Genomic DNA, 12,931 nt, shown 5'->3' on the forward strand with positions numbered 1-12,931 from the left:
TACCGGCGGCGGGCTGCATAATCGCAGGCAGTTCAAGGGGAGGGGACCCACCATGACCGGACATATCTGCCCGGAGTGCGGTACGGACAGCAGACCCGGCGGCGCTCCGCGCTGCGCCTGCGCGGCACGGAGCGCCCACGCCGGCCCCGGTCCGTACGGAGCCGGCGAGCCGGTCGCGTACGGCACGGGCGACCGGGCTCCGTACGGCACGGGCGATCCGGTTCCGTACGGCACGGACGATCACGCCACCGGCGAGGTGGACCGCGCCGCCGAGGAGCGGCGCATCGCCGCCCAGCACGCCGAGCGCACGGCGGAGGCCGCGGCGGCGGAGGACTTCGATCCGCTGCGCATCCGGCCGTACGTGACGCTGGGCGGCCCGGACCCCGCCCCGACGGCGGACGGGGCACCGGGAGCGGCCCATGACGGCCGGTCCGGGGACGCCGCGACGACCATGCCGCTGTTCCTGGGACCGGCCGGCCCCGGCCGGCTGCCGGACGCGGTGGACGCCGGGGAACCGGCCGGTCCGCTCGTGACACCGGGCCCCGACCCGGTGCAGCCGCGCCGCCGCAAACCGTTCGCCGCGCTCATGGCCGGGGCGGCCGTGGTGACGGTGGTCGGTACGGCCGCGTTCATCGGCGGACTGTTCGACGGCAGCGCCGACAAGGAGGCCGACCTGGACCAGGCGATGCCCTCCACCGTGGCGACCCTCCCCGAGGAGGACGCCGACCCCACCGCCCCGGCCTCCGCGTCCCCCGCCCCCTCCGCGACGCGCTCGCCCTCCGCCACCCCGTCCGCCTCGGCCTCCGCGTCGGCGTCCACCCGCCCCTCCGCCTCGGCGACCCGGTCCGCGCCCGCCTCCCCCACCCCGCCGGCGCCCTCCGCGTCCCCCTCGGCCACCGCGTCCAGCAGCGCCCCCGCGGCCCTGGTCCCGCCGGACGGCTCCCAGGCCGGCGGCCCCACGCTCCGCCTCGGGGACCGGGGCCCCGAGGTGACCGAACTGCAGCACCGCCTCCAGGAGGTCTGGGTCCTGGGCGGCGGCGCGGTCGGCGACGACTACACCAAACGGGTCGAGAAGGCCGTACGCGACTTCCAGATCTGGTGGGGCGTCCAGGGCGACCCCGAGGGCGTCTACGGCCCGGAGACCCGCCGGCGACTGGAGGGCGCCACCACCGGCCGGGGGCGCGACTGACCGGCACCCCCACCCCCGGGCGGGGGATTCGCTCTTCGGGCGGGGATTCGCCCTCCGAGCGGGGGATTCGCTTTCCCGTCCCCGTTTTTGTATCGTGGAGGAACAAAGTGGCCTCCGCGCGCACACCCTGACCGGCGAGCGGGGGCCGCTTGTTCTCCCCCGCGCCGCGCACCCCACGGCGGCGCTCGTTTCCCCCCTTGGAGCCCGCCCATGCCGGCCACCGTCCTCACCGCCCACGCCCTCCTCCTCGACATGGACGGCACCCTGGTGAACTCGGACGCGGTCGTGGAGCGGTGCTGGCGGCGCTGGGCGCTGCGGATGGGCCTGGACCCGGAGGAAGCGCTCAAGGTGGTGCACGGCCGCCAGGGGTACGCCACCATGGCGGCGCTCCTCCCCGACCGCCCGATGGAACAGAACTACGCGGACAACCGGGTGATGCTCGCCGAGGAGACCGCCGACACCGACGGCGTCGTCCCGGTCGGCGGCGCCGCCGCGTTCATGGACGCCATCGCGGACCTGCCGCACGCCCTGGTCACCTCGGCGGACCTGGCCCTGGCCCGCGCCCGGATGGGCGCCGCCGGACTGCGGATGCCCGACCTCAAGGTCACCGCCGAGAGCGTCGGCGCCAGCAAGCCGGACCCCGAGGGCTTCCTCAAGGGCGCGGCCGGCCTCGGCTTCGACCCGGCGGACTGCGTGGTCTTCGAGGACTCCGAGGCGGGCATCGCGGCCGGCCGGGCGGCGGGCATGCGCGTGGTGGGCGTGGGTCCCCGCGCGGCGGCCCTCTCCCCCGACGCCCACGTGCACGATCTGACCGGGCTCCGCGTGGAAGCGGTGGCGGACGGCACGATCGCCCTGCACATCGACGTACGCTGACCACGCGGCGCCCGTCCCCCGACCGACTGCTGACCGGCCGCCGGCCACCCGACGAACGGCTGCCAACCGGCTGTTGACCGACTGCTGACCGTCCATCGGCAATCCGTCGACCGCCCACCGGCCGGTCGCCGACCCGGTCGCCCACACCGCCCCCGGGGTCCCTCACGCCCCGTCACACACCAGCGCCACGAACCTTCGTACGGCCCTCGCCCCCACCGGGCGGGGGCCGTAGGCATGCGCTCCCGCGCAGGTCATGACGGTGGACCACCCGCCACCCCGGCGCGCCGCGCCCGCGCACTCGGGTCCCGCACGCCCCCCGCACCACGAACCCCTCTGTCAGATCCCTTGATGTGACGTGCCCATGTCGCCACCCTGTTACCTGGCGCCCACCCCACGGAAACCCGGCGCCGCCACGATGGCCGGGCCGTTTCGACGACCGGGTCTTCTTCCCCCCACATCAAGGGAGTTCGCATGTCAGGTGTCTACGCGCGTCGCATAGCCGTCCTCGCCGCATCCGCCGCCCTCGCCGCCACCACCGGCCTGCTCACCGCCCCCCAGGCACAGGCGGCGATGCCGACCCCGGTCTCGGCGTCCACCGCCCGCACCTATCTGAGCCAGCTCACGGTGAAGGCGGAGGGCTCGTCCACGGGCTACAGCCGCGACAAGTTCCCGCACTGGATCACCCAGTCCGGGGCCTGCAACACCCGTGAGGTCGTCCTGGAACGCGACGGCACGAACGTCCAGCAGGACTCCAGCTGCGCGGCGGTCAGCGGAAGTTGGTACTCGCAGTACGACGGCGCGACCTGGACCGCCGCGTCCGACCTCGACATCGACCACATGGTCCCGCTCGCCGAGGCATGGCGCTCCGGCGCCTCCGGCTGGACGACGGCCCAGCGGCAGGCGTACGCCAACGATCTGACCCGCCCCCAGCTCATCGCCGTCACCGACAACGTCAACCAGGCCAAGGGCGACAAGGACCCGGCCGACTGGCTCCCGCCCCGCACCGCCTACCGCTGCACCTACGCGCGCGCCTGGGTGCACGTGAAGCACTACTACGACCTGACCGTCGACTCCGCCGAGAAGAGCGCCCTGCAGTCCGTGCTCAACGGCTGCTGACCACCCGCACCCGGTCCGCGCCCAAGGGCCGTCGGCCCGTGGTCCGTGTCCAACGGCCGCCGACCGTCCGTCGCGAGTGGAAGCCGCCGCACCGGCCCACCAGGGTCCGGCGCGGCGGCTTCGCCCTGCCCGCACCCCTTGGGCACCGACGCATTTTCGGCCGAGTACGGGGCGGGGCCCGGGACGACGGCACGGCCCGCTCGCGCCCCGTACGGCACGGGCGGGGCCGTCGCCGCACACCCGGCGCGGGTTCCGCCCGCCCCGGCGCCGGGCCCGGATTCCGGGGCCCGCCACTGCCTCCAACGAGGCACGGCCGAGCGAGCCGGTCATCCGGCACGGTGACCCACCTCGAACGGTCTCCGGTTCGGCATCCAACCAAAGACACATGGCCTGAATGGCCGGAAAGCTGCGCCGACATTGGTTCAGGCCAAGTCAGGAGCCACAGGTCCCCTGTTGGAGAGGGTATGGACTCTCGCGCTGACCGATGACGGTCCATCGAATTTCAGCCGGTCGACAAAATGTTGAACTTGCAAGCATTGGTGAGGCCTACCTAATCTGTGGCGCTCAGTCGGTTCACGTCCCCACCCAGACCGAAGGAGCTCCCCCCATGTCCACACGCCTGAACCAGGCACAGCCCTACGCCCTCGCGCTCTTCCGCATCGTCGTCGGCCTGCTGTTCGCCTGCCACGGTGCGGCGTCGCTCTTCGGTGTGCTCGGCGGCGCCATGGGCGGCGGGACCATACCCGCCGGCACCTGGCCCGGGTGGTACGCGGCGGTCATCCAGCTCGTCGGCGGCAGCCTCGTGATCCTGGGCCTCGGCACCCGTATCGCCGCTCTCGTCTCGTCCGGCTCGATGGCGTACGCGTACTTCAAGGTTCACCAGCCCGAAGCACTCTTCCCCCTGCAGAACGGCGGTGAACCTTCCGCCGTGTACTGCTGGGTCTTCCTGCTCCTCGTCTTCACCGGCCCCGGCGCCTTCGCCCTGGACCGGCTCTTCGCCGCCCGCACCGCCGCCCGGAGCACCACCGACCACACCTCCGAGGCCAAGTCCCCGGTCGCCGCCTGACACCTCTCCCCCCGTCAGCGGTCCACGGACCCGCACCGACCGAGTCCGTTCCGCCCGACCTCCGCACCACCCCCGCACCCCGCACCAAATCACGCGGATGCCCGCAAAGGCCGCAAGGCATCCGCACGGGCGGGGTCGCGGGTGCGGAGGGGGGCTGCGGGACCCACGTGAGATGCCCAACATCGCTCATATATCTGGATCACCGGGAGAACGGCAGGCGTACGCTGTACAGCTGGCCCTGCCGCTCCTGCCGCTCCCCTGCGACGTCGCGGCGTTGTTACGGATCGGGGAGTAGTAGGTGTTCGAGAGTGTGGGCGCGCTGATCGGCAGCCCATGGATCTATGCCGTGGTCGCCCTCTCCGTGCTGCTCGACGTCTTCCTCCCCGTCCTGCCGAGCGGGGTCCTCGTGATCACCGCCGCCACGGCCGCCGCCGCGGGCACCACGACCGTCGCCGCCGACGCCGCGGGCGCCGCCCGGCACGTGGCCGAGGTGCCCTCGCTCCTTGCCCTGGTCCTCTGCGCCGCCACCGCCTCGGTGCTCGGCGACCTCGTCGCGTACAAGCTGGCCTGGCGCGGCGGCGAACGGCTGGACCGCGCCATCGCGCGCTCCCGCCGCCTCACCTCCGCGCAGGAACGGCTCGGCGCCGCCCTGAGCCGCGGCGGCGGGGTCCTCGTCGTCATCGCGCGCTTCGCCCCGGCCGGCCGGTCGGTCGTCTCGCTGGGCGCCGGGGCCTCGCACCGCGACGTGAAGGAATTCCTGCCGTGGTCCGCCGTGGCGGGTGTGGCCTGGGCGGGCTACAGCGTGGGGCTCGGCTACGTCGGCGCGCAGTGGCTGGGCGCGAGCTGGCTCGGCACGGCCGTCTCGGTCCTTGCCCTGTTCGTCGCGGGGGCGTTCGCCGCGTTCCTGATGAAGCGCCCCGCCGCCGCGGCGGCGGCCGCGTCGGTCCCTACGGCGTCCTGACACCACCCCGCACTTCCAGTCCGTCCAGCAGCCGGGCGGTCGCCTCGGCGATCTCGTCGACCGCGCGGTCGAACACTTCCTTGTTGTGCTCGGCCGGGGCACGGAAGCCGGACACCTTGCGGACGAACTGCAGGGCGGCGGCGCGGATGTCCTCCTCCGTGGCTTCCTCGGGGAGGGAGGGCGGGCGGAGAGTCTTGATGCTGCGGCACATGACTCCAGTGTGACCCGCACCACTGACAACGCGGCGTCCTCCGGGGCCGAGCGACCGCCGGACGGCCCCTGACCTGCCGCGACACTCCCGCTCCACCCCTCTCCCGCTCGTCCGCCGCCCCTCCCCCGCCCCGACTCGGTCCCGCCCCTGCCCCGCCCCGGTCCCGCCTCAGCCGGCCAGTCCGCTGATCGCGTCCCCGATGTACGTGGCGCCGAGGACGACCAGCACGGTCGTCATGATCGCGGCGTTGTGCCGCCCCATCCACTCCTTCCACTCGCCCAGCACCCGGGCGGACCGCGCACCGCCGAAGAGGTAGACCGCCAGGGGCAGGGTGGCGCAGAGCGAGGCGACGACGACCATAGCGAGAGCGTCCACCCGGCGGTGAACGCGATGCCGTTGGACCGGCCGCGCGGGGTGGCGAGCATGAGGATCACGGCGATCAGCGGCAACGGGCTGATCGCGATGCCGACGGCGGACGCCAGCATCTGCCCGACGGCATCACCCACGACCCGCCCTCCACGCCCCGGGGACCGGCCCGGAGACCGGCCCGGTGGCGGGCGTCCGCACGCCCGCCACCGCCACCACCGCCGGACCGGCCGTACCGCCGCCGTGTGTCACAGCACCGGCTCGGAGCGGTCCGTGCACAGCGCCCAGATCACGAAGGTGTCGATGGCCAGGGAGACGACCGCCCAGATGGGCTGATAGGGCAGCCACATGAAGTTGGCGATCATGTTGAGCGCCGCCAGCCCCACACCGATGCCGCGCGCCCAGCCCGAGCCCCGGAGGATGCCCCAGCCGACGACGGCGATGATCACGCCGAGGACGAGGTGGATCCACCCCCAGGTGGTCGCGTCGAACTTGAAGACGTAGTCGTTGATCCGTGCGTAGACGTCGTTCGACGCGATCCCGGCGATGCCCTTGATCGCTCCGAGCACCCCGTCGACCATCAGCAGCACGCCGGCGAACATGACCCCTCCGGCCGCCCAGGGATTGGGACCGGCGGGCGAGGAGGGCGGCGCGGAACGGCCGGCGGGGGACGGGCTGCCGGGTGCGGGCGCGGACTGTGCCATGAGAACTCCAACTCCTGGGCCGGTGGGTCCGTACGTCTGACCGACCCTGCGCGCTGCCTCGGGAGGCGACCACTTGGCCGCGTCCGTCCGGGTGACGGGAAGGGGACGCCATGACCGCTCCCGCACCGCCCGCACCCGCCCCGTCCGCGCGGCGGCCCGGCCAGGCCAGAGGAGAGGCTTCCCGGACCGACATATGCCGATGGGTGACTTATCATGCGGGCATGAGTGATCGCGCGATGCAGGAACCGACGCTGCTGCTGCTCACCGCGCTCGCGGACGAGCCCCGTCACGGCTACGCGATCGCCCGCGAGGTCGAGAAGATCTCGGACGGCCGGGTCAGGATGCGTACGGGCACGCTGTACGGCGCACTGGAGCGGCTGCTGAACGAGGGCCTGATCGAGGTGCACGCGGAGGAGGTCGTCGACAGCCGGCTGCGCCGTACGTACACGCTCACGGCCGCGGGCCGCGACAGCCTGGCCGCCGAGGCCCGGCGGATCGCCGCCACCGCGCGCGAGGCCACCCGGCGCCTGAAGGCCGCGGGGAAGCCGGCCACGGCGTGAGCACACCGCTGCTGCGCCTGTACCCGGCCGGCTTCCGCCGGGACTTCGGGGACGAGATCGCCGCGTCCTACCGGGAGGCGGTCCAGGGAGCCGGCCGGTGGGCCCGCGCCCGGGAGGCCGGCGACATCGTGGCGCACGCGCTGCGGCTGCGGCTCCGGCTGGGTTCCTCCCAGCGCGGCGGACCGCCGTGCGCCGCCGCCGCGCCGTTCGCCCTCGCCGCCACGGCCGCCTACGCGGCGTTCACGCTGGTGTCGCTCGTCGGGGACCGGTACGTCAGCGGTAATCCGGACTTCTTGGTTCCGCTGAGCTATGTGATGGGCGGCTGCGCCCTCGTCACGCTGACCGGCGCCGTCCTCGCGCTGGGCGGACGGTTCGCCGCGGGAGCGCGCTGGGCGTGCGCGGGCACGCTGACGTACGCGGCGGTCCTGTACGCGATGACCCTGCCGGCCCGGGCGTCGATGCCGTGGCAGGCGGTGCTGTTCCTCGTGGCACCGCCCCTGGTGGCCGCCCTCCCCCTGGCCTGCCCGCCGGACCTGCGTCCGCGCGGCCGGGTCCGGAGCGGGGCGGGGCGGATCGCGCTGACGGTCTGGGCGCTGGTGGCGGTGGTCGTCGTGGCGCTGGCGGACGCGCGGGGCCTCGGCTCCGTGGTCCACTGGCGCCTGGGCGCGCCGGTGGCCGCCGCGCTGGCCCTGGCGGGCCGCCGGCCTCTGGCCCGTATCCGTACCCCCGGCCGGTTCGTCCTGGCGGCGGCCCCGTTCCTCGCGATCGGGTTCTGCGCGGGCGTGGTCGACGAGGACACCCTGCCGCCGTCCCTGGCCGTACTGGCGGGCACGGCCGCGGTGCTCCGGCTGTGGCAGGCGTACGGCAGGCGCTCGAACCCGGCCCGTCCGCACTGACCGACCGGTCCCCGCCGCCCCGCCGGTCCCCGCTGTCCCGCCCGTCCGCGCTGACCGACCGGCCGCCGACCCGTCCGCGTGGCCCCGGCTCAGCCGGCGGTGACGCGGATCTTGGACTGTCCGTGCCCGAGCTTCTCCCAGTCGTCCATGAAACGGGCGGTCAGGCCGTGCGAGGCGGCGAGGTCAACCAGGGTCTCGGTCCGGTAGTAGAAGTCCTCGCGCAGGACCTGGTGCTCGGTGCCGGTGGTGCGGTCGAAGGTGAAGTCGAAGTGCCCGCCGGGCGCGAGCACGCGGCCCACGTGGGCGAGGCATTCGTCGATGATCCCGATCGGGGAGTGCGAGAAGACGCTGTGCGCGTGGACGACGTCGAAGTAGGCGTCGGGGAGGAAGTCCAGCGTCAGGTCCTTGGTGAGGGTCAGATGCGGGACCTTGTCCTGGAGTCCCTGGGTGGTCAGCGTCCGCTTGGCGGCGATGAGGATGTCCGGCGAGATGTCGATGCCGTAGTAGTGCCCGGCTTCGAGGTAGTCGATGAAGTGCCAGCCGGCCCGCAGATTGCCGCAGCCGATGTCGAGCATGCGGGCCCCGGGGGCGAGCCCGTGCTCCCGCAGGTAGTCGAACTGCATCTTCCCGAGCGCCAGCCACCGCTCGTGCGTCTGGCTGCCGACGGCCGCCTCGGGGTTGCGCCGGGTGTCGGACGCCATGACGGCCCGGTAGTAGTTCACGTGGTCCGGGTGTTTGAAGGCCAGCCAGCGGTCCCGCGCGGCCCGCTTGAGGTACGGGGCTATCCGGTCCGGCCTGCTGGCCGCGTACCGCACCTTGTGGGCGAGGCTCTCCCGGTTGGCGACGAGGTTCTTCTTGGAGGCCATGTCTGCTCCGTTCCGTCTCCGCTGCACGGCGTCGGCGGGGCACGGCCGCAGCGTTGACCGGCCCCGGGGCGGGGATCGCACCCTCACTATAGGTCGGTGACCGGCATATACAAACCATCGGCATAGCCGCGTCCGGCCGCCCGGATCAGGCCCGGCGGATGCGATGGACGTCCCGTACGCAGAGATTGGCGAGGGTGGCCAGGAGGATGATCGCGGCGCAAACGAGCAGGATGGGCCGGGTGCTCCAGTACGCCGAGGCACCCGCGACGATCAGATAGCCGAGCGGGATGGCGATGCGCTCGCCCACGGCGTTGAAGGCGCCGAGCCGGCCCAGCTCCCCGTCGGGGACCTCCTGCTGGAGAACGGTGGACCAGGAGACGATGGCGATGTCGAGACCGGCCCCGGCCACGAGGGCGGAGGCGAGGACCCAGGCGAGCGGCAGCCCCTGGCCGAGGGCGGCGAGCGGCAGCAGGATCCCTCCGCTCGCGACGACGCAGACGACCATGGGCCGCCGGGGCTTCCAGACGAGGCAGACGACCGTACCGCCCAGGAGCCCCGCGGCGAAGGCGCCTTGCACCAGCCCCCAGGACCGCGCGCCGGAGTAGTCCTGCTCCGCGACGAGCGGGCCGAGCAGTTGGAAGCCGGCCAGCCAGGCGGCGACGACGGCCGTTCCGGCGGCCGTGTAGCTCCAGAGCCAGTTCCGGGCGCGGAAGCCGGACCAGCCGTGCCGCAGGTCGGTGAGGGCGCCGTGGCCCGAGGGGACGCCGCCCTCCAGCCGGAGCCCCAGCAGGAGGCAGGCCGCGACGACGAAGGTGGCGGCGTCCCAGCCGAGCACCCAGCCGGGACCCGTGGACGTCACGACGAGGCCGCCGACGACGGGCCCGACGACCTTGACCGCGTTCCCGGGCACGCGCACCAGGGCGTTGGCCCGTTGGAGCTGTTCGCGCGCCACGAGGCGGGCGGTGACGCCCTGGGCGGCGGGCGCGGTGAAGGCGGCGGACACCCCGGAGAGGCAGGCGCAGACGCTGATCGTGAACGTGGTCGCCGTCCCGGTGGCGACCAGGACGGCCACGGCGGCCTGGGCGGCGCCGGCGCCGAGGTTGCCGGCGAAGAGGATGCGGCTGCGGGACGTCCGGTCGGCCAGGACACCGCCGACGAGCAGGAAGACCAGCGTCGGCACGGTGTTCGCGGTGAGCACGACCCCGAGCGACCCCGCTCCCCCGCCCTGCCCGATCACGGCGAACGCCAGCGCCACGGGCGCCATGGCCGAACCGGTCGCGGAGACCAGGTGCGCGAGCAGAAACCGGCGGAAGGCGGGGATCCGGAGCGGGGTGGGCCTGACCGCGACGGGGGCGGACGGTACGTACTCACTCGGTCCGGCGGTCATCGTCCGGCAGCCTCCGCATCCGTGGGAACCCGATGGGTCGCCATGATGACCGGCCACGATGCTCGCGACGCCCCCCGCCCACCGTCTTTGAGGAGTCTTTGCCCCCGCCCCTCCCGAGGTCCCGGCCACGCCCTCGGAGACGTGGCCGGTCACCCGTTGTCCCGTGACGGCCGGTCAGGCCACCGGCATCACAGGATCTCGATGTCCTTCACCTTCGGCGGGTTGTTGGGGAAGGTGATGTCGTGCCACCGGTCGATCCGTACGGAATCGCCGTTCGCGTCGTAGTAGATCAGGTCGTTGTTCCCCGTGGAGATCCTGTCGACCCACCAGTTGCCGAAGCCGGTCCGCCCGGCGTTGGCGTAGCAGTCGACGCTCTGCGTCCCCCCGTTGTGGGACCAGATCTTCAGGAAGCTCTCACCGCCGCGGCATTCGACGTGGTCGATGGCGGAGGCGTTGCCGCTCATGCCGAACGTGAAGGCGGTGGCGGCCGCGAGCGACACGGTCAAGGCGCGAGCGATCCGCTTGCTTTTCGAGATCACGCATTCCCTCTCACATAAAAGGACGGCCCGCGGGCCGCCCTTGCGAATACGCCATCGGCATTCCCCTACGAACTCCCCCACACGGCATGAGACCCCATGGACAGCCCGAACGATGGCTTCTCCACGCTATCGGTGACATATAGCGCCAACGGCCGCCCACCGACGAAACGCACCCAACGAGTGACGCACCCGCTAAGGACACCCACGAAAAGCAGCCACCACCCGCACGTTGACGCCCCAACACGCCCCCTGACCAGCCCTGTTGCCCCGTCCTCCCGACACCCCGCGGAAAATCGCGCCCAATCCTCCGTCGCCACGTCGCCATCCATGCGCGTAAGGTCCATTACCCTCACACCTTGTTCACACGGACGGGTAATCTGCCCGCAGTTGACGGCCAGGTACGGGAGCAGTGACGTATGCGCGCACGCATGAGCGGGAGATGGGCCGTTCTGGGCGGGGTGACCGCACTCACGACGTCCCTGCTGACCTCCGCACCGGCCCGGGCCGAAGAACCCCTGAACGCCCTCCGCAAAGTGCTCTTCCCCGTCTCCGCCATCGACCTGATCACCGCGGACACCGTCGAGGACGTCCCCACCGTCACCCCGAAGGAACCTTTCCCCACCACCCTGTCCCAGGCCGCCACCACCACCGGCGCCTGCCTGGGCGCCACCGCCTCCTACGGCGCCGAAGGCTGCTTCCAGCACAACGGCGACACCACCTGGGTCGCCGACACCGTCGCCGATGGCATGTCCGCCGCCGTCGGCGTCTACACCGACTACGGACGCCCCTCCTTCGCCTGCATCAACAACCAGGGCGCCCACACCTGGGCCATCTGCAAGAAGGACTACCGCGAGACCGGCAACGTCCGCCTCCGCATCCTCCGCTACGACGGCGACACCAAGAAGTTCTACCAACCGGAATCCTGGTCCGGCTGGATCCCGGTCGACGGCCAGTTCTGACCGTCGGCCCCTCTGCAGAAATCCCGTCGCCGCCGAGCGCCTTCCCGCACCCTGCCGGGACTAGACGGTGTCGGGCCTCGGCTCGTCGGACGCCGCACGCGGGCGCCCCAGCACCGTCGCGGCCCGCCGGTCGTCCGCTTCCCTCGCCGCTATCGAGGCCCGCAGTTCCACCGGGGTGGGCCACGGCGCCCGTCGGTGAATCATGCGGTGACAGTTGGCACAGATGAGGGCGAGATCGGAGAGCTTGGTTCTCCCTTCCCCCGCCACGTGAAGGGGCAGGACGTGGTGGCACTCGATGTACCCCGCACCCCGATCGCCGTAGAACCGCTCGAAATCGAACCCGCACGCCTCGCACGCGAGCGCGCCACCGCGCTCGAGCACCGAAGCGATCTTCTTCCTGCGCAGGGTCTTGTTCCGCTCACGGCTTCGGTGGCGACGCAGCAGAAGCCTCCCCTCCGGCGCGTCGTAGTCGTCCTCCTCCCCGGCCTCCGGTGGCAGTTCCAGAAACGTTCCCGCACCCACGCCCTGACGGATGCGCCGGGCCACCTCTCTCATCTCGTCAGGACGGGCCAGGAAGTCGTTCATGACCTCGACGTCCAGCACATTTCCGTTCGTCGGCTTGCCCGTGTAGTCGCGGTGCCGCGATGTGATGTCCACCGTCTTGCGGGCCACGCCATTGGGATTCCGGAACAACTCGCTACGCAGTTCGACGGGGTGGATGGGCATCGCCTGAAGCAACTCGGACAACGCGATCACCCGAGGATCGTTGAACTCCAGCCGTTTCCACCCGTTGGCCATGGCCAAGTCGCAGGCAAGGATGATCTCGTCACGGGTCCAGTCCGGGCTTCGAGACGAACGAATGGTGAATCCGAGCCGTGCCAGCCACCTGGCGGCGTGCGACCGCCCCCCGCTCAGCTCGTCGGACGCGAGCGCCCGCCCCTGATCGAACTTGTGGGCCACACCGGCGATGGCCTTCGAATCGTAGGTGCGCCCCTCGTGCACGAGGACATACCCGGCGGCCGGCTTGTATCCGTATGTGGCCAGAAAGCCGTCCTGCCCCAACTTGTCATACTCCGCCAGAGCCTTGAGGACACCGTCTCGACTGATCGCACCTCTGCGCATACACGAACCATAGAGCCGGCCACTGACAACCACCCGGCCCCGCCCCCGGAACCCAACGGTCAACCCGGCCGGCGCGCGGGGCCGGCAAGATCATTGCTTCCCTACAAGCATGAGGC

At 72.3% G+C, this 12,931-nt stretch carries 15 protein-coding genes and 1 pseudogene; 8 read left to right on the plus strand and 8 right to left on the minus strand.

Going from position 1 to position 12,931, the window contains the following annotated elements:
• Window positions 1–52 precede the first annotated feature (52 nt).
• From ACWCXC_RS21255 to ACWCXC_RS21275, 5 genes are all read left to right on the plus strand, one after another.
• Window positions 53–1,189 (plus strand): peptidoglycan-binding domain-containing protein, encoded by a 1,137-nt coding sequence (locus ACWCXC_RS21255; RefSeq protein WP_450890202.1) that lies wholly within the window; start codon window positions 53–55, stop codon window positions 1,187–1,189.
• Window positions 1,190–1,399: 210 nt separating this feature from the next.
• Window positions 1,400–2,062 (plus strand): HAD-IA family hydrolase, encoded by a 663-nt coding sequence (locus tag ACWCXC_RS21260; protein ID WP_450684522.1) that lies wholly within the window; start codon window positions 1,400–1,402, stop codon window positions 2,060–2,062.
• A 471-nt stretch (window positions 2,063–2,533) separates the two neighbouring features.
• On the plus strand, window positions 2,534–3,178 hold the full coding sequence (locus ACWCXC_RS21265; protein ID WP_450890203.1) for an HNH endonuclease family protein: 645 nt from the start codon (window positions 2,534–2,536) through the stop codon (window positions 3,176–3,178).
• A gap of 607 nt (window positions 3,179–3,785) precedes the next feature.
• Entirely contained in the window at window positions 3,786–4,244 is a 459-nt protein-coding gene (locus tag ACWCXC_RS21270; RefSeq protein ID WP_450684520.1) for a DoxX family protein, read from the plus strand.
• A 298-nt stretch (window positions 4,245–4,542) separates the two neighbouring features.
• Window positions 4,543–5,205, plus strand: coding sequence for a DedA family protein (locus tag ACWCXC_RS21275; RefSeq protein WP_383632759.1), 663 nt, complete (start codon window positions 4,543–4,545; stop codon window positions 5,203–5,205).
• Here the strand turns inward: ACWCXC_RS21275 and ACWCXC_RS21280 are convergent.
• The 4 genes and pseudogenes from ACWCXC_RS21280 to ACWCXC_RS21295 all read right to left on the minus strand — a co-directional run bounded on the left by ACWCXC_RS21280 (window position 5,192) and on the right by ACWCXC_RS21295 (window position 6,486).
• Window positions 5,192–5,416 (minus strand): DUF2277 domain-containing protein, encoded by a 225-nt coding sequence (locus ACWCXC_RS21280; RefSeq protein ID WP_450890204.1) that lies wholly within the window; start codon window positions 5,414–5,416, stop codon window positions 5,192–5,194. The two genes, ACWCXC_RS21275 and ACWCXC_RS21280, sit on opposite strands and share 14 nt — an antisense overlap.
• 168 nt (window positions 5,417–5,584) lie before the next feature.
• Window positions 5,585–5,791, minus strand: a complete 207-nt coding sequence (locus tag ACWCXC_RS21285; RefSeq protein WP_450890205.1) for a GAP family protein — start codon at window positions 5,789–5,791, stop codon at window positions 5,585–5,587.
• Between the two features lie 44 nt (window positions 5,792–5,835).
• A pseudogene (locus ACWCXC_RS21290) lies at window positions 5,836–5,901 on the minus strand (GAP family protein); the annotation flags it as partial.
• Between the two features lie 129 nt (window positions 5,902–6,030).
• On the minus strand, window positions 6,031–6,486 hold the full coding sequence (locus ACWCXC_RS21295; RefSeq protein WP_450890206.1) for a DUF7144 family membrane protein: 456 nt from the start codon (window positions 6,484–6,486) through the stop codon (window positions 6,031–6,033).
• Window positions 6,487–6,707: 221 nt separating this feature from the next.
• Here ACWCXC_RS21295 and ACWCXC_RS21300 point away from each other — a divergent pair, with 221 nt between their 5' ends.
• Window positions 6,708–7,046 (plus strand): PadR family transcriptional regulator, encoded by a 339-nt coding sequence (locus ACWCXC_RS21300; protein WP_450684517.1) that lies wholly within the window; start codon window positions 6,708–6,710, stop codon window positions 7,044–7,046.
• On the plus strand, window positions 7,043–7,942 hold the full coding sequence (locus ACWCXC_RS21305; protein ID WP_450684516.1) for a hypothetical protein: 900 nt from the start codon (window positions 7,043–7,045) through the stop codon (window positions 7,940–7,942). Before ACWCXC_RS21300 ends, ACWCXC_RS21305 begins: the two co-directional genes overlap by 4 nt.
• Window positions 7,943–8,031: 89 nt before the next feature.
• On the opposite strand, the gene ACWCXC_RS21310 is transcribed toward ACWCXC_RS21305, so the two are convergent.
• The 3 genes from ACWCXC_RS21310 to ACWCXC_RS21320 form a co-directional block, all read right to left on the minus strand.
• Window positions 8,032–8,808 carry a class I SAM-dependent DNA methyltransferase gene (locus ACWCXC_RS21310; protein WP_450890207.1) on the minus strand — a complete coding sequence of 259 codons (777 nt, stop codon included), beginning with the start codon at window positions 8,806–8,808 and terminating at the stop codon, window positions 8,032–8,034.
• A 145-nt stretch (window positions 8,809–8,953) separates the two neighbouring features.
• A complete protein-coding gene (locus ACWCXC_RS21315; RefSeq protein WP_450890208.1) occupies window positions 8,954–10,195 on the minus strand; it encodes an MFS transporter in 1,242 nt (413 codons plus the stop codon).
• A 188-nt stretch (window positions 10,196–10,383) separates the two neighbouring features.
• Window positions 10,384–10,734, minus strand: coding sequence for a beta/gamma crystallin domain-containing protein (locus tag ACWCXC_RS21320; RefSeq protein WP_450684513.1), 351 nt, complete (start codon window positions 10,732–10,734; stop codon window positions 10,384–10,386).
• A gap of 428 nt (window positions 10,735–11,162) precedes the next feature.
• On the opposite strand from ACWCXC_RS21320, the gene ACWCXC_RS21325 reads away from it, so the two are divergent.
• Entirely contained in the window at window positions 11,163–11,693 is a 531-nt protein-coding gene (locus ACWCXC_RS21325) for a hypothetical protein (protein WP_450684512.1), read from the plus strand.
• A 60-nt stretch (window positions 11,694–11,753) separates the two neighbouring features.
• Here the strand turns inward: ACWCXC_RS21325 and ACWCXC_RS21330 are convergent, their stop codons facing one another.
• The gene (locus ACWCXC_RS21330) at window positions 11,754–12,815 is read right to left on the minus strand and encodes an HNH endonuclease (RefSeq protein WP_450890209.1); all 1,062 of its coding nucleotides are present in this window, start codon (window positions 12,813–12,815) and stop codon (window positions 11,754–11,756) included.
• Window positions 12,816–12,931 lie beyond the last annotated feature (116 nt).

Source organism: Streptomyces sp. NPDC001515 (assembly GCF_053597115.1).